Annotated in this window: 18 protein-coding genes and 1 pseudogene; 7 read left to right on the top strand and 12 right to left on the bottom strand. The window is 72.4% G+C overall.

Annotation, left to right across the window (positions count from 1 at the left end):
- Nucleotides 1–11 precede the first annotated feature (11 nt).
- The gene (locus AB0G74_RS13625; protein ID WP_361144716.1) at nt 12–416 is read right to left on the bottom strand and encodes a hypothetical protein; all 405 of its coding nucleotides are present in this window, start codon (nt 414–416) and stop codon (nt 12–14) included.
- A 145-nt stretch (nt 417–561) separates the two neighbouring features.
- On the opposite strand from AB0G74_RS13625, the pseudogene AB0G74_RS13620 reads away from it, so the two are divergent.
- Nucleotides 562–1,191, top strand: a pseudogene (locus AB0G74_RS13620) (uridine kinase); the annotation flags it as partial.
- Nucleotides 1,192–1,334: 143 nt separating this feature from the next.
- Nucleotides 1,335–1,964 (top strand): PH domain-containing protein, encoded by a 630-nt coding sequence (locus tag AB0G74_RS13615; protein WP_361144714.1) that lies wholly within the window; start codon nt 1,335–1,337, stop codon nt 1,962–1,964.
- A gap of 18 nt (nt 1,965–1,982) precedes the next feature.
- Here AB0G74_RS13615 and AB0G74_RS13610 read toward each other — a convergent pair whose 3' ends face one another.
- The 5 genes from AB0G74_RS13610 to AB0G74_RS13590 form a co-directional block, all read right to left on the bottom strand.
- Nucleotides 1,983–2,945: a DUF1152 domain-containing protein gene (locus AB0G74_RS13610; RefSeq protein WP_361144711.1), complete on the bottom strand. Its 963-nt coding sequence runs from the start codon at nt 2,943–2,945 to the stop codon at nt 1,983–1,985.
- Nucleotides 2,946–3,016: 71 nt separating this feature from the next.
- Complete coding sequence (locus AB0G74_RS13605; RefSeq protein WP_361144708.1) at nt 3,017–4,183, bottom strand: hypothetical protein; 1,167 nt, start codon at nt 4,181–4,183, stop codon at nt 3,017–3,019.
- 1,101 nt (nt 4,184–5,284) lie between these two features.
- A complete protein-coding gene (locus AB0G74_RS13600) occupies nt 5,285–7,072 on the bottom strand; it encodes a phospho-sugar mutase (RefSeq protein WP_361144705.1) in 1,788 nt (595 codons plus the stop codon).
- A gap of 49 nt (nt 7,073–7,121) precedes the next feature.
- Nucleotides 7,122–7,937 carry a purine-nucleoside phosphorylase gene (locus tag AB0G74_RS13595; protein WP_361144760.1) on the bottom strand — a complete coding sequence of 272 codons (816 nt, stop codon included), beginning with the start codon at nt 7,935–7,937 and terminating at the stop codon, nt 7,122–7,124.
- Between the two features lie 1,155 nt (nt 7,938–9,092).
- Nucleotides 9,093–9,530, bottom strand: coding sequence for a gamma-glutamylcyclotransferase (locus AB0G74_RS13590; RefSeq protein WP_358828482.1), 438 nt, complete (start codon nt 9,528–9,530; stop codon nt 9,093–9,095).
- Nucleotides 9,531–9,881: 351 nt separating this feature from the next.
- On the opposite strand from AB0G74_RS13590, the gene AB0G74_RS13585 reads away from it, so the two are divergent.
- Both AB0G74_RS13585 and AB0G74_RS13580 read left to right on the top strand, forming a co-directional pair.
- On the top strand, nt 9,882–11,321 hold the full coding sequence (locus AB0G74_RS13585; RefSeq protein ID WP_361144701.1) for an NAD(P)H-quinone dehydrogenase: 1,440 nt from the start codon (nt 9,882–9,884) through the stop codon (nt 11,319–11,321).
- A gap of 183 nt (nt 11,322–11,504) precedes the next feature.
- Nucleotides 11,505–12,509 (top strand): DeoR/GlpR family DNA-binding transcription regulator, encoded by a 1,005-nt coding sequence (locus AB0G74_RS13580; protein ID WP_361144699.1) that lies wholly within the window; start codon nt 11,505–11,507, stop codon nt 12,507–12,509.
- 552 nt (nt 12,510–13,061) lie between these two features.
- Here AB0G74_RS13580 and AB0G74_RS13575 read toward each other — a convergent pair.
- The 4 genes from AB0G74_RS13575 to AB0G74_RS13560 form a co-directional block, all read right to left on the bottom strand.
- Entirely contained in the window at nt 13,062–13,703 is a 642-nt protein-coding gene (locus tag AB0G74_RS13575) for a helix-turn-helix domain-containing protein (protein ID WP_361144696.1), read from the bottom strand.
- Between the two features lie 158 nt (nt 13,704–13,861).
- Nucleotides 13,862–15,616, bottom strand: coding sequence for a biotin carboxylase N-terminal domain-containing protein (locus AB0G74_RS13570; protein ID WP_361144693.1), 1,755 nt, complete (start codon nt 15,614–15,616; stop codon nt 13,862–13,864).
- A 654-nt stretch (nt 15,617–16,270) separates the two neighbouring features.
- Nucleotides 16,271–16,909, bottom strand: a complete 639-nt coding sequence (locus AB0G74_RS13565) for a nucleoside triphosphate pyrophosphatase (RefSeq protein WP_361144690.1) — start codon at nt 16,907–16,909, stop codon at nt 16,271–16,273.
- Nucleotides 16,910–17,108: 199 nt separating this feature from the next.
- A complete protein-coding gene (locus AB0G74_RS13560) occupies nt 17,109–17,237 on the bottom strand; it encodes a hypothetical protein (RefSeq protein ID WP_358828476.1) in 129 nt (42 codons plus the stop codon).
- 1,141 nt (nt 17,238–18,378) lie between these two features.
- Between AB0G74_RS13560 and AB0G74_RS13555 the strand changes: the two genes are divergently transcribed.
- Nucleotides 18,379–20,073 carry a BBE domain-containing protein gene (locus AB0G74_RS13555; RefSeq protein ID WP_361144687.1) on the top strand — a complete coding sequence of 565 codons (1,695 nt, stop codon included), beginning with the start codon at nt 18,379–18,381 and terminating at the stop codon, nt 20,071–20,073.
- 42 nt (nt 20,074–20,115) lie between these two features.
- Here AB0G74_RS13555 and AB0G74_RS13550 read toward each other — a convergent pair whose 3' ends face one another.
- A complete protein-coding gene (locus AB0G74_RS13550) occupies nt 20,116–20,325 on the bottom strand; it encodes an acyl-CoA carboxylase epsilon subunit (protein ID WP_361144757.1) in 210 nt (69 codons plus the stop codon).
- A 14-nt stretch (nt 20,326–20,339) separates the two neighbouring features.
- Complete coding sequence (locus tag AB0G74_RS13545; protein WP_361144685.1) at nt 20,340–21,938, bottom strand: acyl-CoA carboxylase subunit beta; 1,599 nt, start codon at nt 21,936–21,938, stop codon at nt 20,340–20,342.
- Between the two features lie 137 nt (nt 21,939–22,075).
- On the opposite strand from AB0G74_RS13545, the gene AB0G74_RS13540 reads away from it, so the two are divergent.
- Nucleotides 22,076–22,996: a biotin--[acetyl-CoA-carboxylase] ligase gene (locus tag AB0G74_RS13540; RefSeq protein ID WP_361144683.1), complete on the top strand. Its 921-nt coding sequence runs from the start codon at nt 22,076–22,078 to the stop codon at nt 22,994–22,996.
- Between the two features lie 572 nt (nt 22,997–23,568).
- The gene (locus AB0G74_RS13535) at nt 23,569–24,645 is read left to right on the top strand and encodes an adenylate/guanylate cyclase domain-containing protein (protein ID WP_361144754.1); all 1,077 of its coding nucleotides are present in this window, start codon (nt 23,569–23,571) and stop codon (nt 24,643–24,645) included.
- The last annotated feature ends 239 nt before the right edge of the window (nt 24,646–24,884 follow it).

Here is a 24,884-nt window from a genome sequence, read left to right as displayed (position 1 = left end):
CCGGCCCCGGGTCAGAGGGGGAGGGTGCCCACCAGGCCGCCGACCACGGGGAGGTCCTGGAGGGCCGCGCCGTCGGAGAGGGGGCCGGTCACCAGGTCCGTACCGATCGGCTTGAAGTCGGCGATCTGCGTGCCGACGCCGTTCGCCAGCGGGTCCACCCCGGTCTGCGCCAGCGGGTTGAGCTGGTGCTCCTTCAGGTACGCCAGCCCCGTCACGGAGTTGGTGAGCGCGCCGGTCAGCCCGGCGCCGGGGCCGGACAGGGCGCTGCCCAGGGCCTCGCCGCCGACCGGGACGGCCACCGGGGCCGCCTGTGCGGCACTTCCCGCGGAGAGGGTCGCCGCGACCGCCGCGACGGCGAGACCGGCGCCCACGGCGAACCGCCGCGAGGTGCTGGGAGACGTGGTGTGGGATGTCATGGTTGCCTGCCTGTGTTCGCCGATATGCGACATGGTCGCTTTCTGTGGTCGTGCGAGTGCACAGGGTATTTGAGGTCGGGATTCCGGATCTACCGGCATCCCCGGTGGATCCCCTTCACGGGGCAATGCCTCACACTGGTGTTCCGTGACCGCCATCCCCGCCCAACCCGCTCCGGCCGCCACCCGGGTCCTGCTCCTCGCGGGCCCCTCGGGCTCCGGAAAGTCGTTCCTCGCGGCCCGTACCGGGCTTCCCGTACTCCGCCTCGACGACTTCTACAAAGAGGGCGACGACCCCACCCTCCCCCTGGTGCCGGGCAGTACCGACATCGACTGGGACTCCCCCCGATCGTGGGACGCGGACGCGGCGGTCGCGGCCATCGACGAGCTGTGCCGGACGGGCCGTACGTCCGTACCCGTGTACGACATCGCCACCAGCTCCCGTACCGGCCTCGACGCCTTCTCCGTCGGCCGTACGCCCCTCTTCGTCGCCGAGGGCATCTTCGCGGCGGACGTCGTCGCCCGCTGCCAGGAGCTGGGCGTACTCGCCGACGCGATCTGTCTCCGGGGCCGTCCGGGCACCACATTCCGCCGCAGGCTGCTGCGGGACCTGCGGGAAGGCCGTAAATCCGTACCGTTCCTGCTGCGGCGGGGCTGGCGGCTGATGCGGGCCGAGCAGGGCATCGTCAGCCGCCAGACGGACCTCGGGGCGTACCCCTGCGGCCGGGACGAGGCCCTCGGCCGGGTCGCCGCCGCGGCGGCGGGCCGCCACCGCCGCCCGGTCCCCGCCGCTACGAAGCGGACCCCGGCCGCCGGGACCCCCGGAGCGTCCGGTGGCGCTGACGGCGCGGCTGGCGCCGTATGCCCCGCCGGGCCGCCCACGGGCGCCGCACTCGGACCGCGTACGGCAGAATCGGACGTATGAGCAAGCCCGAGACGCCCACGCCCGCCGAGCCCGCCTACGCCGAGCGGGTCTTCCGCTCCCCGGCGGGGATGGCCGGTGGTGTGCTGCTGCTGGCCCTCACGGTCTGGCTGGGCGTGGACGCCGTCGTCCGGGGCGCGGGAAACACCCCGCTCTTCGCGATCGCGACGATGCTGGTCGTCGTGCCGCTGGTAGTGGCGTTCACCCTGCGGCCCGCGGTCTTCGTCAACGACGACCGGATCCGGATCCGGAACCCGTTCCGGACCGTCACCGCCCCCTGGGGCCGGGTCGAGGAGGTCCGCTCCTCCTACTCCACGGAGATCATCACCAAGGACGGCACCAAGTACCCCATGTGGGCCGTCCCCGTCTCCCTCCGCCAGCGCAAGCGCGCCAACCGTCAGCAGCAGAAGCGCGACCGCGACGAGCGGGCCGGCCGCCAAGTGGACCGCAACCTCCCCACCCCCATGGCCCAGGCCGACCGCACCGTCGGCGAACTCCGAGAATTCGTCACCGCCCGCGGCGCGGCCTCCGGTTCCCAGGGCGAGGTCAAAGCGGTCTGGGCGTACGAACTCTTCATCCCGCTCGCGGTCGGCGCGGTGATGCTGGTGATCCTCTTCGCCATCGCGTAGCCGAACGGCGTCCGGCGGTCAGTGAGGGAACCGGCGCGGGGGACGGGTCACCAGGGTGTCGCGGTACTCCGCGATCCGGGACTGGACCTGCCGCATCAGCTGCGTGTCCTCGATCCGGTCCAGATAGAGACAGCGGGCGGCCAGCCCCGGCAGGTCGAAGGCGAAATACAGGGACATCAGCGGATTGACGAACAGCTCACTGCCCCGGGTGCGGTCGGTGAAGCGGACATCGCCGAACGAGCCCCGGACCGCCGCCGCGATCGAACCGTTGACGATACTGGGCCGGTCCGGGGTGTGATCCTGGGCATGGGCCACCGCGTCGAGATAGAGCGCCCCCTCAAGGGTGGCGCGCGATATGGAGAACGCGCCCAGATAAGCGCCGTCGCGCTCCAGAGCGGCGATGTTCTCCAGCACCTGGACATGGTTCACCCCGTGGTACGCGTCCACCCCGAAGCCCACCGAGACCACCAGCCGGGTCGCCACCTCGTCCATCGCCGCCAGCGCCGCGACGCTGGTCAGATCCTCCTCCGGGGTGCCGAGCCCGGCCTCGTCGCCGCGCATCAGGATGTCCGTACCGCCGTCGACCAGGACCACCGCGTCGATCTCATGGCGCTCCACCAGCGCCCGGTAGGCCGCGCGCAGCGGCTGGACCCCGGTGAGCGGGAAGGCGTACACCGTGGACGGATAGTTGTGGATCCGCAGCCACCGGGCGAGGGTCCGCTCCGGGAAATACGCCTGGTGAGGCGCCGAATCCGGGGTGACGACGGCCAGATCGGGGGCCGCCCAGTCGTCCCGCGGCAGCCCGGCGAGGGCACTGAACGACAGATTCGCCAGCCGGACGTCCTTGCCCTGATGGAGCAGCGAGAGAGCCAGCGGCAGCCCGGAGTACACATCGAAGCCGCCGCCCGCACCCGCCACGAGGATCCGCTCGGCCCCTTCGAGCCGGGCGAAAACGGGATTGGCGTGGAGAAAGGTCGTCATGACCGTCATTGTGCGGAGCCGTACGCGCCGGGCGCCCGGGAATTACCCGACAGCGCGGCACCGTAAGGCCGTCACGGCGGGCCCGGCCAGACCAGAAGCATGTAGGCGCTGAGCCAGGTCGACAACAGGACCGCCGACACCAGCACCACCACCAGCGGCGCGCGGCGGGCCCGGGCGAGGGACACCGCGAGCGGCAGCAGCAGCGGGAACGCGGGCAGCAGAAAACGGGCCCGGGGGAAATAGACCCCCGCACTGCCCAGCACCACCACCAGCAGACTTCCGGTGAAGACCAACAGCACCAGCGGCTGCCGGTCCGTCAGCGTGAGGACGTACAACACCACCGCCAGCACCAGACACGCCGAGACCGCCAGACTGAACAACTGCGGCCGGGTCTCGTAGACCAACTGCTGCCGCAGCTCCAGCAGCGTCGCCCGGCCGCCGTCCCACTCGTTCTTCCAGAGCCGCTGCACCGCGAAATAGCCGTCCACCCGCCCCACCCGGGCCCCCACCCAGCCCACGAACCCCAGCCACCCCAGCGGCGCCAGAACCGCGCCCGCGACCGCGCGCGTACGGGCCCCGCCCCGGACCCGCCGAGCCGCCAGCAAGGCACCCAGGGCGATCGCCACGGCCAGAGCGATACCCGTGGGGCGCGTCAGACCCGCGAGACACGCCAGTACGCCCGCCGACAGCCAGCGGCCCGTCAACGCCGCATACAGCGACCAGGCGCACAACGCCGTGAACAGGGACTCCGTATAGCCCATCCACTGCACGACGGCGACCGGCAGCACCCCCCACAACACCGTCAGCAACGTGCCCACCCGGCGGCCGTGCAACCGCTCTCCGACCGCGTGGATCCCCCACGCCGCGACGAACGAACACCCGACCGCGATCAACAACCCCGCCGAAGCCCGCGAAACCGAACCCGGCGACGCCGCCGCGACCGCCCTCACCAGCAGCGGATACAGCGGAAAGAAGGCGAGATTGTTGGCATTGACCCGGGTCCCCAGCTCACCCGCGTACCCGTGCTCCGCGATCCCCAGATACCAGCCCGAATCCCACGACGTCGCCAGCGTCGGCCACACCCCGTGCCCCTTGGCATGCGCCAGCCGAGCCAGAAACACCAGCCCCACCAGCCGCACCAGCAGATACGCCACCAGCGCGGGCGCCGCCGAACGCAACGACCGCGAGATCCGGTGCGCCCGGCGGCGCACCCCCGACGACGGATTCCCGCGCGGCACGGACGGCCGCCGGGGCCGACGGGAAGCGGGAACGTACACGGCACGGGCGGGAGACGCGGCGGGGGACAACGACGGCAGCTCCTGACAACTCGGCGCGCGCCTGCGGAGGCGCTACCGGGCCACCATTGCCCGGACGGCGCCGGGGTGGGGGCGCTCTGAGGCGGGGGCGCCGCGGGAATCACCCGTGCGGGGCAGCCGCGGTGACGCCTGTACGAAATCTGTTCCCGTCTGCGGGAGTGCTCCCGCGCCCCGGGCCGCGCCGCCTGAAGGATCCGGGCTGCGCCCGGCGGCCTGCTGTTGTTCGCGGTCTGCGGACCGTGGCTGGCTGTTCGCGCAGTTCCGCCCCCTATGCCTTCGGCAATGGGGGGACCCCCAGCGCCACCTGGGTTGCTTTCCCGACCGTTCTCGGGAGGGGAGCGCCCTCCGGGCGGGATGGGTAGTGCTTCCTCCGGAGGTGTTTCATCCGCGGCCCGGCTGTGGGTGGTCGCGCAGTTCCCCGCGCCCCTAAATGCTCTCCCCGGCCCCGGCCTTGAAATGGGTCCCGGCCTTGGGGGAAGGGGCTGGGCGCTCTCGGAGGGCGGCGGAGGGGGTGACCAGGGGCGCGGGGAACTGCGCGACCAGCCCACCACCGGGGCGCGGGTGGACCGACCGCATCAGGTGGCACCATCCCTCCCCCCGGGACGGGCTCCAGCCCCAGGGGACAAGTCCAGTCGGCGTGGTCGGGGGGTGCAGGGTCGCCCCCGCAACGGATGGCGGAAAAGACCGGGTCTGCCTCTCAGGCGACCCCACGTCCGCCGTCCGTGAGGAGGTGAGCCCGGAGGCCACCGGCCCTCCCGACGCTGCACAAGTGCGCCCGCATACCGCTGGAGTGACGGTCACATCTTCAACAGCCCCGCCGGCGCCTGAGGCGCGAACACCCCGCCTGGCCACAGGCAACCCCGGCACCAGGCACCTGAGGACCAGGCACCCCACAGCGGGAGGCGCCCCCGCCCCGCCGGCGCCTGAGGCGCGAACACCCCGCACCAGGCGGGAAACCCCACACCAGGCGCCCAGGGCGCGAAGGCCCCGCGCGCCGCGGGGGACCTCACACCAAGAACCCCGTCAGATGCCCGCCGCCAAGGCGACGTCCTGCTTGAGGGACTCCAGGAGTTCCTCCGCCCGCGCCCGCGCCGAGCCCAGTTCCGGCCGGTCGCCGACCGGGACGACGACCTCCAGGTAGCACTTCAGCTTGGGCTCCGTACCGCTCGGGCGGACGATGACCCGGGCACGGTACGCGCCGTCGAGGTGGTAGCGGAGGCCGTCCGTCGGCGGCAGCGAAGCGGATCCGGTGGTGAGGTCCTCCGCGCCGGTGACCGTCAGCCCCGCCAGTTCCTTCGGCGGTGCCGCCCGCAGCCGGGCCATCGCGTCCGCGATGACGCCGAGGTCCTGGACCCGGACGGAAAGCTGGTCGGTGGCGTGCAGGCCGTGCTCGACGGCCAGGTCGTCCAGCAGGTCCGTGAGCGTACGGCCCTCTTCCTTGAGGACGGACGCCAGCTCGGTGATCAGCAGCGCCGCCGTGATGCCGTCCTTGTCGCGGACGCCTTCCGGGTCGACGCAGTAGCCGAGCGCCTCTTCGTAGCCGTACCGCAGGCCGTCGACGCGGGCGATCCACTTGAAGCCGGTCAGGGTCTCGGCGTACGGCAGCCCCGCCGCCTCGGCGATCCGGCCGAGCAGGGACGAGGAGACGATCGATTCGGCGAAGACGCCCCGCGCGCCGGAGCGCACCAGGTGCGCGGCGAGCAGTGCGCCGACTTCGTCGCCGCGGAGCATCCGCCAGTCGCTCCCGGCGGGCGTGGCGATGGCGCAGCGCTCCGGGTCGGGGGTGGCGGCGGGTGCGTCGGTCGGGCGGGGCGCGGCCGGGACGGCGACGGCGCAGCGGTCGGCGTCGGGGTCGTTGGCGATCACCAGATCGGGCCGGACCCGGGCGGCCGTCGCGAAGGCGAGGTCCATCGCGCCCGGCTCTTCCGGGTTGGGGAAGGCGACTGTCGGGAACTCGGGGTCGGGGTCCGCCTGCTCGGCGACGAGGACCGGCGCGGGGAAGCCCGCCCGGGCGAAGGCCGCTTCCAGGACCGGGCGGCCCACCCCGTGCATCGCCGTGTACACGGTCGTCGCCGTGCGTGGCGTACCGGGCGAGAGGACCGTGTCCGTACGCTCCAGGTACGCGGTCACGACCTCGTCGCCGAGGGTCTGCCAGCCGGAGTCCGCGAGCGGTACGTCCGCCAGGCTGACGATCGCGTCGATCTCCGCCGCGATCCCGGTGTCGGCGGGCGGCACGATCTGCGAGCCGTCGCCGAGGTAGACCTTGTAGCCGTTGTCGCGCGGCGGATTGTGGGAGGCCGTGACCTCCACCCCGGCGACGGCGCCCAGATGCCGTATGGCGAAGGCGAGGACGGGGGTCGGCAGCGGCTCGGGCAGTACGGCGGCCCGCAGCCCGGCGCCGACCATCACGGCGGCCGTGTCCCGGGCGAAGTCGGCGGACTTGTGGCGCGCGTCGTAGCCGATCACGACCAGCCCGTCGGCCGCGCCCTCCGCCTTGAGGTAGGCGGCGAGCCCGGCGGCGGCCCGGATGACGACCGCGCGGTTCATCCGCATCGGCCCGGCGCCCAGCTCGCCCCGGAGCCCGGCGGTGCCGAACTGGAGCGTGCCGGAGAAGCGCGCCGCCAGCTCGGCGGTGGGCTTTCCGTGGGCGCCGTCCTCCCGCGCCGCGTCCTCCCGTGCCGCGGCGATCAGCTCGGCCAGCTCCTCGCGGGTGTCGGGATCGGGGTCCTCGGCGAGCCAGCGCTCGGCGCGCTCGATGAGGTGGCCGAACTCCTGGGTGCCCTGGGTGCCCTGGGCGTGCTGGTGCTGCACGGTCGGAATCGCCTCTCGTCTACGGACAGTCGGTGCGGGTGGAGCGGGCTCAGATCCGGGACAGGACCCGGGTCAGCAGCTCACCCATCCGCGCGGCCGAGTCACGGCCCGCCTGCAGGACTTCCTCGTGGTTGAGGGGCTCGCCCGACATACCCGCCGCCAGATTGGTGACGAGGGAGATGCCCAGCACCTCGGCGCCCGCCTCACGGGCCGCGATGGCCTCCAGGACCGTGGACATGCCGACCAGGTCGCCACCGATCGTCCGGACCATGTTGATCTCGGCCGGGGTCTCGTAGTGCGGCCCGGTGACCTGCACGTACACCCCTTCCTCCAGAGACTCGTCGATCTCCTTGCAGAGGGCACGGAGCCGAGGCGAGTAGAGGTCCGTCAGATCGACGAACCGCGCGCCCACGATGGGGGAGGTCGCGGTCAGATTGATGTGGTCGCTGATCAGGACCGGCTGGCCGGGACGCATGCCCTGGCGGAGACCGCCGCAGCCGTTCGTCAGGACGACGGTCTTGCAGCCCGCGGCGACGGCGGTCCGCACCCCGTGCGCGACGGCGGCGACACCGCGGCCCTCGTAGTAGTGCGTACGGCCCAGGAAGACGAGGGCGCGCTTCTCGCCGATCCGGTACGAGCGGATCGTGCCGCCGTGCCCCTCCACCGCGGGCGGCGGGAAACCGGGCAGCTCGGTGACCGGGAACTCGGCCTCGGGCGCGCCGAGCGCCTCGGCGGCCGGGGCCCAGCCGGAGCCCATCACCAGGGCGACGTCATGGGCGTCGGCCCCGGTCAGCTCGCGCAGCCGCGCGGCGGCGGCGTCCGCGAGGTCGTGGGGGGTGGCGGGGGCGTCGAGGCCCGGATTCACATGTGCGTTCACGCGAATGAGGGTATCCGCTGATTCCCTACGCGCGTAGATGACGGAGCTACGGACACGAGGATCGTTGCCTTGTCGTTTCCGACGAACGCCTCCCGCTGTGGGGTTCCTGGTCCCGGGGCCCCGGTGTGGGGTTGCCTGTGCCCAGGCGGGTTGCTTGCGGCTCCGCGCCCTCGGGCGCCTGGTGCCGGGGTTGCCTGTGTCCAGGCGGGGCGGTTCGCGCCTCAGGCGCCGGCGGGGCGGGGGCGCCTCCCGCTGTGGGGTGCGCGCCTGGTGTGGGGTTTCCCGCCTGGTGCGGGGCGGTTCGCGCCTCAGGCGCCGGCGGGGCTGTTGAAGATGTGACCGTTGCTCCGGCGGTATGCGGGCGGTCTTGTTCGGCGTCGGGAGGGTCGGTGGCCTCCGGGCTCACCTCCTCACGGACGGCGGAAGTGGGGGTCTTGTCCGGGAGACCCGTTTCTTTTCCGCCGTCCTCCCCCAAAGCTGCCTTTGGGGGGACCCCCAGGGGGCGACCCTGCACCCCCCGACCACGCGCACTGGACATGCCACTCGGGGCTGGAGCCCGTCCCGGGGAGGGGAAGGGTGCGACCTGGTGTTTGTGGTCCACCTGCTGCCCGGTGGCTGGCTTGTCGCGCAGTTCCCCGCGCCCCTGGTCGCCCCCTTCGCCGCCCTCCGAAAGGGCCCCGCCCCTCATCCCGGGGGCCGGGACCCATAGGCAAGGGTCCCCGGCTCCTTCTCCCGGGGCCGGGACCCATTTCAGGTCTGGTGCGGGGGGAGAGCTTTTAGGGGCGCGGGGAACTGCGCGAACAGCCACAGGCGGTCCGCAGACCGCCGACAACATCGGGTCGCCGGGCGCGGCCCGGGTTGTGGGCCTCACCTGGAGGGCCAAGGCGCTGGGGGTCCCCCCATTGCCGAAGGCATAGGGGGCGGAACTGCGCGACCAGCCGCGACGGTGGGGCGGACCGCGAACAGCATCAGGTCGCCGGGCGCGGCCCGGGGTGTGGGCCTCACCCGGAGGGCCACGGCGCTGGGGGTCCCGCCCCCGAAGGCACAGGCGGGCCGCGAACAACAGGGCGTCGGGCGCGGCCCGGAGAGGAAGGGGCACCGGGCGCGACGGGCCGGCGGGAGCGGGAGGAGGTGAGGGGCTCCTCAGCAGGGGCGTTTGCGGAGTTCCATGACGTAGTCGTGCGGCGCTCCCGCCGATTCCGCCGCGTCCGCGATCTCCCCCAGGTAGCGCGCCGACGGCAGCCCGCCTTCGTAGCCGTTGAGGACGTACACCCAGGCGGGTTCCTCGCCGTCCAGGGTGTGGACCCGGATCCGCATGCGCCGGTAGATGTCGAGGCCGACGCCTTCCCAGCGGTCCATGGAGTCCTCGTCCATCGGCGCTACGTCGTAGAGCGCGACGAAGACCTGGGAGCGGGGTGCCTCCACGATCGTGGCCAGCGCGCCTTCCCAGCCCATCTGCTCGCCGCCGAAGGTGAGCCGCCAGCCGGTCAGCCAGCCCGTGCCGCGCAGCGGCGAGTGCGGAGCGCGGCGGCTCATCAGCCGCGCGTCGAGGTTGCCGGCGTACGCGGCGTAGAGCGACATGGGATCGAGGGTACGGGAGGGGCGCGGGTGGCCGCCTTTTTGGAAGGTGCCGCCGGGACGCGGGGGTCCCGCACCGGGCCGTCCCCGGGCGGGGTCGGTGCCCGCCCACCCCTGCCCGGAGCGTGTTTTCGCTGCTCGCGCGCGGTGGCCGGGACCCTGTGACGGTGCCGGGGACCGGCGCCGGGGCCCGCCGCGCGAGGCGTACGGCGGCCCGGGGACGGAGCAGGTTGATGCGTGCGGGACAATGGGGTACGTACTCCAGTCCGGCGGGACGCACCACGGGGCCCGCCCGGCGGGCACCGGCCCACCCACCCGTACCCGGCAGCAACGAGAGCGCGAGGCGTAACCCCAGTGACCCGGATCGTGATCATCGGCGGCGGACCCGGCGGATACGAGGCGGCCCTGGCGGGCGCCCAACTCGGCGCGGAGGTGACCGTCGTCGACTGCGACGGCCTCGGCGGCGCGTCCGTCCTGACCGACTGCGTGCCCTCGAAGACCCTCATCGCGACCGCCGAGGTGATGACCACCTTCGACTCGTCGTACGAGGAACTCGGCATCATCATCGCCGACGACACCCCGCCTCTGGAGCAGTCCGCCAGGGTCACTGGTGTCGACCTCGGCAAGGTCAACCGGCGGGTGAAGCGGCTGGCGCTGGCCCAGTCCCACGACATCACCGCCTCCGTGACCCGAGCGGGCGCCCGGGTGCTGCGCGGCCGGGGCCGGCTGGAGGGCCAGCAGGCCGCGGACGGGTCCCGTACGGTCGTCGTCACCGCCGCCGACGGCTCCGAGGAGCGGCTCACCGCCGACGCCGTGCTGATCGCCACCGGCGGCCACCCCCGGGAGATCCCCGACGCGCTCCCCGACGGCGAGCGGATCCTGAACTGGACCCAGGTCTACGACCTCGACGAGCTGCCCGAGGAACTGATCGTCGTCGGTTCCGGTGTCACCGGCGCCGAGTTCGCCGGGGCCTACCAGGCGCTGGGCTCCCGGGTCACCCTGGTTTCCTCCCGGGACCGGGTGCTCCCCGGTGAGGACCCGGACGCCGCGGCCGTCCTGGAGGACGTCTTCCGCCGCCGGGGGATGAATGTGATGGCCCGCTCCCGCGCCGAGTCCGCCAAGCGGGTCGGCGACCGGGTCGAGGTCACGCTCTCCGACGGCCGGGTCATCTCCGGTACGCACTGTCTGATGGCGGTCGGCGCGATCCCCAACACCGCGGGCATGGGCCTGGAGGAGGCGGGCGTACGGCTCAAGGACTCCGGCCACATCCTGACCGACAAGGTCTCCCGTACCTCCGCGCCCGGCGTCTACGCGGCCGGCGACGTCACGGGCGTCTTCGCCCTCGCGTCGGTGGCGGCCATGCAGGGCCGGATCGCGATGTACCACTTCCTCGGCGACGCGGTGCAGCCCCTCAACCTGAAGACCGTGTCGTCGAACGTCTTCACCGACCCCGAGATCGCGACCGTCGGCTTCACCCAGGCCGATGTCGACGCCGGGCTGATCGACGCCCGGGTGGTGAAGCTGCCGCTGCTGCGGAACGCGCGTGCCAAGATGCAGGGCATCCGCGACGGCTTCGTCAAGATCTTCTGCCGTCCCGGGACGGGCATCGTCGTCGGCGGCTGTGTCGTGGCACCCCGGGCGAGTGAACTGATCCATCCGATCTCGATCGCGGTCGACAACAATCTGACCGTGGAGCAGATCGCCAACGCGTTCACCGTCTACCCGTCGCTGTCGGGCTCGATCGCCGAGGTCGCGCGCCAGCTCCACACCCGTAAGGTGACCGGCGAGAGCTGAGCCGGACCGGGCCGGGTCCGGTACGGGCCCGGCCGCTTTCGGCCCGCCGCCGATCATCTTCCGGTCGGCGGACGGTCAACTGCGGACCGCCCTATACCACTTGTCGGTGCGGTCCGCGCGCATTACTTGGCAATCGGTGCATAGAGCTGAAAAGCGTCGGCGCGGCAGGTTACTGTCAGTTTTGTGTTCGCTGCTGAACGTCGCCAACTGATCCTCGAAATGGTGCGTGCCAACGGAGCCGTATCGCTCCGGGAACTCGCCCGGGTCGTCCAGACATCCGAAGTCACCGTCCGCCGGGACGTCCGCGCGCTGGAGGCCGAAGGGCTCCTCGACCGCAGGCACGGCGGCGCGGTCCTGCCGGGCGGATTCACCCGCGAATCCGGGTTCCCCCAGAAGTCCCTCTCCGCCACCGCCGAGAAGACCGCCATCGCCGACCTCGCCGCCGGGCTCGTCGGCGAGGGCGAGGCGATCGTCGTCGGCGCCGGGACGACCACGCAGGAACTGGCCCGCCGGCTGGCCCGGGTACCCGGACTGACCGTGGTCACCAACTCCCTGCTCGTCGCCCAGGCGCTGGCCCACGCCAACCGGGTCGAAGTGGTGATGACCGGCGGCACCCTCCGGGGCAGCAACTACGCCCTCGTCGGCAGCGGCGCCGAACAGTCCCTCCAGGGGCTGCGGGTCTCCCGCGCGTTCCTCTCCGGCAGCGGACTCACCGCCGAACGCGGACTCTCCACCTCCAACATGCTCTCCGCCAGCGTCGACCGGGCCCTGGTCCAGGCCGCGGCGGAGGTCGTCGTCCTCGCCGACCACAGCAAACTCGGCGCCGACACCATGTTCCAGACCGTGCCCACCGATGTGATCACCCGGCTCGTCACCGACGAACCCCCCGCGCACGACGACCGCGCGGCCACGGAACTCCAGGCGCTGGCCGACCAGGGAGTACAGATCGCGGTCGCGGGCGGTACGTCACCGGGCACCGGGCCCGACGGCGCGCCCGCGGGCCGTGGTCACCGCCGCGAGGTTCCCCTCCCGGGCCCCCGCCGCACCCGGGGCGCCACGGGCCCCGCGCGCTTCACCACGGCGCCGGGCCTGGACCGGGACACACTCGGCGGCGGCGGTGCCGGTACCGGTGGGGCCGGTGGCGGTATGGAGCGGGGGTCGCGGGTCGCGGACCTCCGCCGCCGCTAGCCTCCGGCTCGGACCCGCCACGACTCCACCGGGGCGCGGCGTGGGCCCCGTCCCGCAGCCCGTACCCCGTGCGCCGTATGCCCAGCCGGGCGAGCTTTTCGGGCGCCCGCGCGCCGTCGGTGGCTTGTCGCGCAGTTCCTCCCCCTATGCCTTCGGCGATGGGGGGACCCCCAACCTATGCCTCGGCAATGGGGGGACCCCCAGCGCCTTGGCCCTCCGGCTGACCGCTTTGCCCCGGAGCCTGTGGGTGGTCCCAGCCGTCTTTGCCGACCGCGCGCCGGTGGGTGGCTTGTCGCGCAGTTCCCCGCGCCCCTGGTTGCCTTCCTGACCGCTCTCGTAGAGGGAGCCCGCTCCCAGGAGGGGCGGAGCCCTTCTCGGGGCCGTGCGGGGGAGAGCATTTAGGGGCGCGGGGAACTGCGCGAACGGCCACGGCCGGGCCGCAGCCCGCCGACAACATCAGGCCGCCGGGCGAAACCCGGCGTTGTTGGCCTCACACCTGGAGGGCCAAAGCGCTGGGGGTCCCCCATCGCCGGAGGGCAAAGACGGGATCCCCTAGCGCGTCAGGCCGCGGAGTGTCAGGAGGAGGAGGCGGTCCGGGAGGGCGGGGTCCGCGGGGGACTGGTCCGCCGCGAGGGAGATCGCGTTGGTGAGCTGCATCAGGTCGCCGATCGACGCGTCCTCGCGGACCTGCCCCGCCTCCACCGCCCGCTCCAGCAGCCGCGCCCCCGCGTCGGTGAGGAGCGAGCAGGACGCGGAGAGCGCCGAGTCGGTGTCGTGGGAGGCCGACATCAGGGCCCCGGCGAGGCCCCGGTACTCACCGGAATGGGTGATCAGGGTACGGAGCCATTCGGCCAGCGCCTCCCGGGCGTCGGGCGCGTCGGCGAGGGTTCGGGAGCGGTCGAGGAGGACTCCGACGGCGTCCTGGAAGACGGCGCTCATCATGGCGTGCCGGTTGGGGAAGTGCCGGTAGAGGGTGCCGATGCCGACGCCGGAGCGGCGGGCGATCTCCTCCAGGGACGCGTCCGTGCCGTGTTCGGCGAAGACGGTACGGGCCTCGGCGAGGAGCCGTTCGTAGTTGCGGCGGGCGTCGGCCCGTTTGGGGCGGCCCGCCGGTCCGGGTTCCCGTACGCCGTCGGTGGCCCGCCCCGCCCCGGTCGCGGCCGTCGCCGTGTCCGGTGCCGTCGTCGTCCCCATCACGTCCGTCCTCTCGGTCCACCCCGTCGCACCAGGATGCCATCCGGGTGACGTACGGCCGGACCGGTGACGCGGCACCGCGCGTCGTACGGCGGTACGGCGGAGGGCCCGCCGGTCATCGCGACCGGCGGGCCCTCCGTACGGCGGGTGACGTCCGGTCAGTCCTTGATCTCGCAGATCAGGGCGCCGGAGGAGATGGAGGCGCCGACTTCCAGGCTGAGGCCCTTGATGGTGCCCGAGCGGTGCGCGTTCAGGGGCTGTTCCATCTTCATGGCCTCCAGGACGACGACCAGATCGCCCTCGGACACCTGCTGGCCCTCCTCGACGGCGACCTTGACGATCGTGCCCTGCATCGGGGAGGCGAGGGTGTCGCCGGACGCGGCGGCCGAGGAGCGCTTGGCGGCGCGGCGCTTGGGCTTGGCCCCGGCGGCCAGGCCGGTCCGGGCCAGGGTCATCCCGAGGTGCGCCGGGAGGGAGACCTCCAGCCGCTTGCCGCCGACCTCGACGACGACCGTCTCGCGGTCGAGTTCCTCGTCGCCGTCGGTGTCGGCGGAGGCCGTGAAGGCGGGGATCTCGTTGACGAACTCGGTCTCGATCCACCGGGTGTGGACCCGGAACGGGTCGCTGGTGAAGTCGGGGTCGACCACGGCCGCCCGGTGGAACGGGATCGCGGTGGCCATGCCCTCGACCCGGAACTCGGCCAGGGCGCGGGCGGCCCGCTGGAGGGCCTGCTCCCGGCTGGCGCCGGTGACGATCAGCTTGGCGAGCAGGGAGTCCCACGCGGGGCCGATGACGCTGCCGGACTCGACGCCCGCGTCGAGCCGGACACCGGGTCCGGCGGGCGGCTCGAAGACGGTGACCGTGCCGGGCGCGGGGAGGAAGTTGCGGCCCGGGTCCTCGCCGTTGATCCGGAACTCGAAGGAGTGGCCGCGGACCGGCGGGTCGTCGTAGCCCAGTTCCTCGCCGTCGGCGATCCGGAACATCTCGCGGACCAGGTCGAGGCCGGTGACCTCCTCGGTGACCGGGTGTTCGACCTGGAGCCGGGTGTTGACCTCCAGGAAGGAGATCGTGCCGTCGAGGCCGACCAGGAACTCGACCGTGCCCGCGCCGACGTATCCGGCCTCCTTGAGGATGGCCTTGGACGCCCGGTACAGCTCGGCGTTCTGCTCGTCGCTGAGGAACGGCGCCGGGGCCTCCTCGACCAGCTTCTGGTGGCGGCGCTGGAGGGAGCAGTCCCGGGTCGACACGACGACGACATTGCCGTGCTGGTCGGCGAGGCACTGGGTCTCCACGTGCCGCGGCTTGTCCAGGTACCGCTCCACGAAGCACTCGCCCCGGCCGAAGGCCGCGACGGCCTCGCGGACGGCGGAGTCGTACAGCTCGGGCACCTCTTCGAGGGTGCGGGCGACCTTCAGCCCGCGCCCGCCGCCGCCGAACGCGGCCTTGATCGCGATCGGCAGCCCGTTCTCCCGGGCGAAGGCGACGACCTCGTCGGCGCCGGACACCGGGTCGGGCGTACCGGCGACCAGGGGGGCGCCCGCCCGCTGGGCGATATGCCGGGCGGCGACCTTGTCACCCAGGTCGCGGATCGCGGACGGCGGGGGCCCGATCCAGGTCAGCCCGGCGTCGATGACGGCCTGGGCGAACTCGGCGTTCTCGGAGAGGAAGCCGTATCCGGGGTGGATCGCGTCGGCCCCCGAGTCCTTGGCGGCCTGCAACACCTTGGCCATGTCGAGATAGCTGGCCGCCGGGGTGTCACCGCCCAGGGCGAACGCCTCGTCGGCCGCGCGGACGTGCAGAGCGTCCCGGTCCGGATCGGCGTAGACGGCTACGCTCCCGATTCCGGCGTCCCGGCACGCCCGGGCGACGCGGACAGCGATTTCGCCTCGATTGGCGATGAGCACCTTGCGCACGATGGCTCCCTCCTTGAAACAAGCCGAGTTTAGGGACTGCCGACACGGCCGTTCGACCCGTCCCCTAGGGTGAGCTTGCCCACACGGAGCGTGATTCGAGGCTCGCTCGAGTCGCGAAATCCCTTGTCGCACCACGGTACGACGGGTTGCTTATCCCAGACAGTAGCCCCGGTGTGTGGCGCGGGTCTCTGTCCATGGGGCCAGCCGACCCACCCCTTTCTTTGTGGAATCCCTACGAATGGCCGAACGATTCTTCCCATTCTCCGAGGTCGGGTGGACCGTGTCGCCCGGGGCCGTCGAGGGTGAGGGGTGGGACAGGGGGTGTGCCTCCACTGTGCCTCCAGGGGCGCCACCGGGGCGCGGCGGGAGCATCCGCGGTGGACCGCCGGAGCGCGGGGGGAGCCCGGCCGCCGTGCCGTGCGCGGGGTGTGCGACCCGCTACCGGGAGTACGGGCCGGGGCCCGGGGCGGGCCGCGCGAGGGGTCCGGGGTACGGCCTCCTACGGCCCGGCCGGTGTCCCCGGCCTGCTTCGATCCCGGTGACGGCCGTCGGCTTCCGTACGGTCGCGGTGCCGGTACGCCCCTCCGCCCGGCCGGGGGGTGAGGCCCGGCGGGACGGGGAGGGCGAGGGGCGCGGCGGGTGCCGCGACGTCCGTCAGCCCCTGGGGATCCAGAGGTCGGTCACCGAGTGGCCCAGCTCCGCCAGCAGGGTCCGCAGCAGCGGCAGGGAGATCCCGATGACATTGCCGTGATCGCCGTCGACCCCGTCGATGAACGGCGCCGAGTAGCCGCTGAGCGTGAACGCGCCCGCCACGTGCAGCGGTTCGCCGGTCGCGACGTACGCGGCGATCTCCGCGTCCGACGGCTCACCGAACCTGACCGTGGTCGACGCGGTCGCCGAGGCGATCCGGCCGGTCGTCGTATCGGTCACGCAGTGGCCCGTCCGCAGCACCCCGGACCGGCCCCGCATCGCCTTCCAGCGGGCCGTCGCCTCCTCGGAGTCCACCGGCTTCCCGAGCGCCTCGCCGTCCAGATCCAGGACCGAGTCGCAGCCGATCACCAGCGCGCCCGCGACCTCGGGGCGGGCCGCGACGACCGCCGCCTTCGCCTCCGCGAGCACCAAGGCCAGTTCGGCCGGGGTCGGGGCGGACAGCGCGTCCTCGTCGACGCCGCTGACGATCACCTCCGGATCGAGACCCGCCTCGCGGAGCAGCCGCAGCCGGGCGGGCGACGCGGAGGCGAGTACGAGACGGGGGCGCGGCACGGCGGGGCGGGGGGTGGCATGGGCGGTCATGCGGCCATCGTAGGCGCGGTTCGGCGCGGGGTTACCCCCTTCGGAGGGCCTCCGGGTACCCCTCACCGGGCCCGGGGCCGCGTCCGGACCGCCGCGCCGGGGTCGGTACCGGGTCGGCGCCGGGCGTCCTGCCGGGCTTCGGCGGGCCTCCCGGTCGGGGGTTCGTACCGGGGTCCGCGAACCGGGCCGCCCCGGGCGGTTATCTCAGGCCCACCACGATCATCCCGAGCACCATGGCCACCGCCAGCAGCAGCCCGGCCCGGCGGAGCATGTCCTGCGTCTCGCGCAGCTCCTCGGGGGGCTCGTTCTTCGGATCGGACCACAGCATGCCTTCGATGCTGCCGGGTGGGAGGGGGGTTACGCCTGAGTACGCGTACCTAAACGCCTCCCGCTGGGGGTGCGCCGCGGTCGGGTGCGCCGTGCCTCGCCGCGGCCCGTCTGCGGCTGGTCGCGCAGTTCCCCGCGCCCCTATGCCTTCGGCGATGGGGGGACCCCAGCGCCTCGGCCCTCCAGGTGTGAGGCCCACAGACCCGGGTCTCGCCCGGCAGCCTGATGTTGTTCGCGGCCTGCGGACCGTGGCTGGCTGGTCGCGCAGTTCCCCGCGCCCCTAGCCCCTTCCCCTGGACCGCCCTCGGGAGGAGACGCCCTCTGGGCAGGGGATAGTGCCTCCTCCGGAGGAGTCTCGACCGCGGCCCGGCCGTGGCTGGTCGCGCAGTTCCCCGCGCCCCTGGGTTGCCCTCCTCGTCGCCGCTGCCGAGAGGCGGGCCCCCTTCTCAGGGTCGGGGAGCGGGAGAGCGTTTAGGGGCGCGGGGAACTGCGCGAACGGCCCACGACGGCGCGCGGTCGCCCGACTGGCTTGCCCGGCTGGGCGGGGGGCGTGGGCCTCACACCTGGAGGGCCGAGGCACTGGGGGTCCCCCCATTGCCGAAGGCATAGGGGGCGGAACTGCGCGACCAGCCACCGACGGCGCGCGGGTGACGGTGACGGTGACGGGTGGGGATTTCTGTTCGCGGGGGTGCATTTAACTTGCATTCCCCTTACACGGGCAACCCTTTCCGGTGCCCGACGCATCTATCCGGATGTCGAATTGATTCGAATCTCGTTTCCCGGCGGATGCGGCCTCCGGGGGCATCGAGGAGAACCCTCATGGAGATGTGCGTGGAGACCGATCCCACCGCCTCGACGTCACCGGGGCAGGTGGGGCGGCAGGAGTGACGCCTGGAGCCCGTCCCCTGCGGGCGCCGCCCGAAATCCTGGATTCCGGTCGTTGCACAGAATGAATAACCCGACATATCGAGCCGCTTTTCCGGCGCCATAAGCGCCGTCGGCACCATCCGCACGCCCCGGAAAGAATTCTCCGTTCCGGGGTGACGGCACCGCATTGCCGTCTTCGGAAACCGAGTACCGATCGCCGATCACCGAACTACTGATCCACGACTTCCGACCACCGACTTTCCGGAGGACCGATCGTGAACAACCAGCAGCCCGAGAAGCGCGTGGGGCGCCGTTCCCTGCTCTCCGGCGCCGCGGCCGTGGCCGGCGGCGCCGCCCTGACGGCGGCCGTGCCCGCGGGGACGGCCCAGGCCGCCACGAAGACCCGCGTCGGGGCCGCCCATGTCGCCGCGACGCCCGCGATCATCGACATCGCCCCGGCGGACCCCCGCTTCCCCGATCTGGTGCGCGGTACCAATCAGCGGTGGGTGGCCACCCCGGAGAAGGTCCGGATGGTGACCACCCCGACCCAGGCCGAGAGCGCCGTACGGGAGGCGGTGACCGCCGGGAAACGGCTCACCGTCCGCAGCGGCGGCCACTGTTACGAGGACTTCGTCTTCAACAGCCAGGTCCAGGTGGTCGTCGACCTGTCCGCGATGAACCAGGTCTACTACGACCCGGCCATGAACGCCTTCGCCATCGAGGCGGGCGCCTCCAACCTCCAGGTCTACGAGACCCTCTACAAGCTGTACGGGGTCACCATCCCCGCGGGCTCCTGCGCCTCCGTGGGCGCGGGCGGCCATATATCCGGCGGCGGGTACGGGCTGCTGTCCCGGCAGCTCGGGCTGACCGTCGACTACCTCCACGCCGTGGAGGTCGTCGTGGTGCGGTCGAACGGCACCGTCGAGACCGTCAAGGCGAGCCGGGACGACACCGGGGCGCTGAAGGACCTGTGGTGGGCCCACACCGGCGGTGGCGGCGGCAACTTCGGGCTGATCACCCGCTACTGGATGCGGACCCCCGGCGCCACCGGCAACGACCCGACGACGCTGCTGCCCAAGCCGCCGTCCGAGGTCTTCTTCAACGCCATCACCTTCCCCTGGCCGCAGATGGACCAGCAGGACTTCCAGAACCTGGTCAAGAACTTCGGCCGGTGGCACGAGCTGAACAGCGCGCCCTCCTCGCCGTACGCCGGACTGTTCGGCCTGCTGAAGCTGAACGCCAACTCCGGCCCCAACAGCTCCATCGGTCTGCTGACCCAGATGGACGCCTCCACCCACGCCAACGCCCGGACCCTGCTGAACGACTATCTGACGGCGGTCACCGCGGGCGTCAACATCACCCCGCAGCCGATGACCGTGCCGATGGGCGAGCACGCGGCGCTGCCCGGGTTCGACAAGACCCGCAAACTGCCGTGGTACATCGCCACCGACTACCTGAGCGGTGGCAACCCCACCCTCTACGGCAAGTACAAGTCGGCCTACGCCCGGAAGGGCATGTCCAGCTTCCAGGTCGCCGCCCTCTGGAGCCATCTGAGCCCCCTGGCCCCCGACGGCCTGGAAGCCCTGGTCCAGGTCGACTCCTACGGCTGCAAGGTCAACACCGTCGCGTCCGACGCCACCGCGGTGCCGCAGCGCGACTCGGTACTCAAGCTCCAGTACCAGGCGTACTGGACCGACCCGGCGAAGGAGGCCGCGAGCCTCGCCTGGATCCGCAACCTCTACAAGGACGTGTACGCGGAGACCGGCGGCGTCCCCGTACCGGGATTCATCAACGACGGCTGCTACGTCAACTATCCCGACAAGGACCTCGGCGACCCCGCCTTCAACACTTCCCAGGAGACCTGGGGCAGCCTCTACTACAAGGGCAACTTCGCCCGGCTGAAGACTGCCAAGCAGACCTGGGACCCGACGAACTTCTTCCGGCACGCCCAGTCCATCCCCCTGACGTAGCCTCGGGGCCCGTCCTCGCGCGCCCCGGCGCGCGGGGGCGGGTCAGCGGGGCCAGGACGCGTGGGACCAGGCCCCGGGGGACGGCGGCGGAAGCGGCGCGCGGACCAGCCGTGCGGGGGCCGCCCACTCCGAGGCGGCCGGGCCCGGCGCCTCCGTACCGGGGGCGGCGCCGAGCGCCCGCGCCCGTACCACCGCCAGCGCCGCCGCCAGCTCCTCCGGCGTCGGATTGCCCCGAACGATCTTGATCATCATCGTGTCGGCCCCTCTCACAGCGGAATGTTGCCGTGCTTCTTCGGCGGCAGGTTCTCCCGCTTCGTCCGCAGCTGCCGCAGCCCCCGGACGATCTGCGCCCGGGTCTCCGACGGCACGATCACCGCGTCCACATACCCCCGCTCCGCCGCCGTATACGGATTGAGCAGGGTGTCCTCGTACTCGGCGATCAGCCGCGTCCTGGTCTCCTCGCGCGCCTCGTCGCCGTCCGCCTCCGCGATCGCCCTGCGGTGCAGGATGTTCACCGCGCCCTGCGCGCCCATCACCGCGATCTGCGCGGTCGGCCAGGCGAGATTGAGATCGGCGCCCAGATGCTTGGAGCCCATCACGTCGTACGCCCCGCCGAACGCCTTCCGGGTGATCACCGTGATCAGCGGGACCGTCGCCTCCGCATAGGCGTAGATCAGCTTCGCGCCGCGCCGGATGATGCCCCCGTACTCCTGGTCGACCCCGGGCAGGAACCCCGGCACGTCGACGAAGGTCAGTACCGGCACGTTGAAGGCGTCACAGGTCCGGACGAACCGTGCCGCCTTCTCGGACGCGTCGATGTCCAGACAGCCCGCGAACTGCAGCGGCTGATTGGCCACCACCCCGACCGGCCGCCCCTCCACCCGCCCGAAACCGGTGACGATATTGGGCGCGAACAGCGCCTGCGTCTCCAGGAACTCCCCGTCGTCGAGGACGTGCTCGATCACCGTATGCATGTCGTACGGCTGATTGGCGCTGTCCGGGATCAGCGCGTCCAGCTCCAGATCCTCGTCCGTCGGCGCCAGACCGGCCTCCTCCGGGAAGACCGGAGGCTCGGAGAGATTGTTCGACGGCAGATAGGAGAGCAGCGACTTGACGTACTCGACGGCGTCCTTCTCGTCCGCCGCCATATGGTGCGCCACACCCGATGTCGTGTTGTGGGTACGGGCTCCGCCCAGCGCCTCGAAACCGACGTCCTCACCGGTCACCGTCTTGATCACATCGGGACCCGTGATGAACATATGGGACGTCTGATCGACCATCACCGTGAAGTCGGTGATCGCGGGGGAGTAGACCGCGCCGCCCGCGCACGGCCCGACGACCAGCGAGATCTGCGGAATCACTCCGGACGCGTGGGTGTTGCGGCGGAAGATCTCGCCGTACATCCCGAGCGCGCTCACACCCTCCTGGATCCGCGCGCCCCCGGAGTCGTTGATCCCGATCACCGGACAGCCCGTCTTCAGGGCGAAGTCCATCACCTTGATGATCTTCTGGCCGTAGACCTCGCCCAGCGCGCCGCCGAAGACCGTGAAGTCCTGCGAGAAGACCGCCACCGGACGGCCGTCGACCGTGCCGTAGCCGGTGACCACCCCGTCGCCGTACGGCCGGGTCCGGTCCAGCCCGAAATTGGTCGACCGGTGCCGCGCCAGCCCGTCCAACTCGACGAACGACTCCTCGTCCAGCAGCAGGGCGATCCGCTCCCGGGCGGTCAGCTTCCCCTTGGCGTGCTGCTTCTCCACCGCCCGCGCCGAACCCGCGTGCACGGCCTCGTCGGTCCGGCGCCGCAGATCCTCGATCCGGCCCGCCGTGGTGTGAGTGGTGCTGTCGTACTGCTCCGGCTCTGACATCGGGATACGGCTCCCTGAACGCGACGAGAACGGGGGACGGGCGCCCGGCGGGTCGTCGCCTTCGGCTACCGGTTCGTAGCGTATCGGCGGCGATACGGCCGCGCAGTGCGGCGTATGCCACACCTACGCTGGCTTGCATGACGTCTGAGAATGCGCCTGGGACCAGCCCCGACGAGCGGTCGGCCGAGACCGCCGGAGGCGGCCGCTGGGGCGATCTGGAGCGCCCGCCGCTGAACGCCCCCGCCCTCCGCCGGGCCCTCGTACGCCCCGGCGGACTGTGGACGTCCCTCGACGTCGTCCCCGCCACCGGCTCCACCAACGCGGACCTCGTCGCCCGGGTCGGCCGCGAACCCGGACTGCCGGAAGGCGCCGTCCTGGTCGCCGAGGAACAGACCGCGGGCCGGGGCCGCCTCGACCGGCGGTGGACCGCCCCCGCGCGCTCCGGGCTCTTCCTCTCCGTACTGCTGCGCCCGGGACCCGGCGTCCCGGTGGAGCGCTGGGGCTGGCTGCCGCTGCTCGCCGGGGTCGCCGCCGCCACCGGACTCAGCCGCTCCGCCGGGGTCGACATGTCCCTCAAATGGCCCAACGACCTGCTCGTCCGGGTCGGCGGCGAGGAGCGCAAGACCGGCGGGATCCTGATGGAGCGCGCGGGCGGCCCCGAGGACGGCGCGGTCGTCGTCGGGATCGGGATCAACGTCACCCTGCGCGCCGGTGAACTGCCGGTACCCACCGCCGGATCGCTGGCCATGGCGGATGCCGTCTCCACCGACCGCGATCCGCTGCTGCGGGCCGTCCTGCGGTCCCTGGAGCGGTGGTACGGCGACTGGCGCGCGGCGAGCGGCGACCCGGCCGCCTCGACCGTGCAGGCGGCATATGCGGCGGGCTGTGCGACGCTGGGCCGTACGGTACGGGCCGAACTGCCCGGCGACCGGTCCCTGACCGGCGAGGCGGTCGCCCTCGACGGTGACGGACGGCTGGTCCTGGCCCTCGCGGGCGGGGAGCGGCGGGCCGTCGGCGCGGGTGACGTGGTCCATCTGCGGCCCGCGGCGACGGGCTGACCCGGGACGGGTGCGGGGTACGTGGCGTACGGCACGTACCGCCCACCCCGTGCCGCCCCGTAGGTTCGCCCATGACGTCACCCGGCCGGTGGCGCCGGGCCGCGGGCGCGCGGCGGGGCGTCCGGCGGCCCCGCGGGTACCGTCGCGGTATCCCGCCGAGCCCGGCGTGATGCCTGGTCGGCGGCGGTTCGGCGACCGAAGGGAACCGGCGGAGGCCCGGCTCACGGCGGCCCCCGGCCCACGGCGGACCGGAACCGCCGGGAGGACGTGAGCCAGGGCACATCTGCCGTATCGTTGAGGCGATCGAGCGACAGAGCGGCAGGGCAATTGCGCGGGGAAAGGGCAGGAGGCGGCTGGTGACCGTCGACGACACCACTTCCGGCGCGGGCGCGTCCGACGACTCCGGACGTTCCGGCGGGTCCGCGGCGGCTTCGTCGCCTTCGCCGACGGACGACGCGGGCCCCCCGGCCGACCCCGGCCGCACGGGCGGACCGCCGCGTACGGGCCCCGCGTCCGGACCGGGCCAGGGCTCGGGACCGGCTTCGGGCCCGGCGGCCGTACACCCCACCCCGCTGCACGCCGTCGACCACACCGCCGAACCCACCGACGACCCCCTCGCCATCCGGCTCGAACAACTCATCCTCGGCGCCGAACGCCGCTACACCCCCTTCCAGGCCGCCAGGACCGCCGGAGTCTCCATCGAACTCGGCTCCCGCTTCTGGCGGGCCATGGGCTTCGCCGACATCGGCCAGGCCAAAGCCCTCACCGAAGCCGACGTCCTGGCACTCCGGCGACTCGCCGGACTCGTCGAAGCCGGACTCCTCAGCGAACCCATGGCCATCCAGGTCGCCCGCTCCACCGGCCAGACCACGGCCCGGCTCGCCGAATGGCAGATCGACTCCTTCCTCGAAGGACTCACCGAACCACCGGAACCGGGCATGACCCGGACCGAAGTCACGTATCCGCTGATCGAACTGCTCCTGCCCGAACTCCAGGAATTCCTCGTCTACGTCTGGCGGCGCCAGCTCGCCGCCGCCACCGGACGCGTCGTCCAAGCCGCCGACGACGAGGAAATGGTCGACCGGCGGCTCGCCATCGGCTTCGCCGACCTCGTCGGCTTCACCCGGCTCACCCGGCGACTCGAAGAGGAAGAACTCGGCGAACTCGTCGAAATCTTCGAGACCACCGCCGCCGACCTCGTCGCCGCCCACGGCGGCCGGCTCATCAAAACCCTCGGCGACGAAGTGCTCTACGCCGCCGACGACTCCGGCACCGCCTCCGAGATCGCGCTCCGGCTGATCGACGCGATGCAACAGGACGAAGTCATGCCGTCCCTCCGGGTCGGACTCGCCTTCGGCACCGTCACGACCCGCATGGGCGACGTCTTCGGCACCACCGTCAACCTGGCCAGCAGGCTCACCTCGATAGCGCCCAAGGACACCATCCTGGTCGACGGCGCCTTCGCCCTCGAACTCATCAGAAACGGCGACGCGCCCAAATCCGAGACACAGGCGGCGGAGGAAGCCGCGACGGCCGAAAAGGAGGGCGAGCCCCCGCCGCCGTACCGCTACGCGCTCCAGCCGATGTGGCAGCGCCCGGTCCGGGGGCTGGGCGTGGTGGAACCCTGGATGCTCTCGCGCCGCGTCTGACGCGTTGCATTCCCGCCTGCGAATGTGCCTTCGGCGCTGGGGGGACCCCCAGCGCCTTGGCTCTCCGGGTGAGGTCCACCACCCCGGGTCTCGCCCGGCGGCCTGGTGTTGTTCGCGGTCTGCACCACCGTCGTGGCTGGTCGCGCAGTTCCTCGCGCCCCTGGTTGCCCTTCTCATCGGCCTTGGGAAGGGGCCCTCCGGGCGGGATGGGTAGTGCTTCGTCCGGAGGTGTTTCGACC

Source organism: Streptomyces sp. NPDC020875, assembly GCF_040641415.1.
GTDB lineage: Bacteria > Actinomycetota > Actinomycetes > Streptomycetales > Streptomycetaceae > Streptomyces.
The sequence above is the reverse complement of the archived record's forward strand: the minus strand, read 5'-3'. Positions and strand labels throughout refer to the sequence as shown.

Coding starts and splice junctions, on each gene's coding strand:
- AB0G74_RS13625 (WP_361144716.1), bottom strand. CDS start 416: ATGACATCCCACACCACGTCTCCCAGCACCTCGCGGCGGTTCGCCGTG.
- AB0G74_RS13615 (WP_361144714.1), top strand. CDS start 1,335: ATGAGCAAGCCCGAGACGCCCACGCCCGCCGAGCCCGCCTACGCCGAG.
- AB0G74_RS13610 (WP_361144711.1), bottom strand. CDS start 2,945: ATGACGACCTTTCTCCACGCCAATCCCGTTTTCGCCCGGCTCGAAGGG.
- AB0G74_RS13590 (WP_358828482.1), bottom strand. CDS start 9,530: ATGTCGCTCTACGCCGCGTACGCCGGCAACCTCGACGCGCGGCTGATG.
- AB0G74_RS13575 (WP_361144696.1), bottom strand. CDS start 13,703: ATGGGGACGACGACGGCACCGGACACGGCGACGGCCGCGACCGGGGCG.
- AB0G74_RS13565 (WP_361144690.1), bottom strand. CDS start 16,909: ATGACCGCCCATGCCACCCCCCGCCCCGCCGTGCCGCGCCCCCGTCTC.
- AB0G74_RS13560 (WP_358828476.1), bottom strand. CDS start 17,237: ATGCTGTGGTCCGATCCGAAGAACGAGCCCCCCGAGGAGCTGCGCGAG.
- AB0G74_RS13550 (WP_361144757.1), bottom strand. CDS start 20,325: ATGATGATCAAGATCGTTCGGGGCAATCCGACGCCGGAGGAGCTGGCG.
- AB0G74_RS13545 (WP_361144685.1), bottom strand. CDS start 21,938: ATGTCAGAGCCGGAGCAGTACGACAGCACCACTCACACCACGGCGGGC.
- AB0G74_RS13540 (WP_361144683.1), top strand. CDS start 22,076: ATGACGTCTGAGAATGCGCCTGGGACCAGCCCCGACGAGCGGTCGGCC.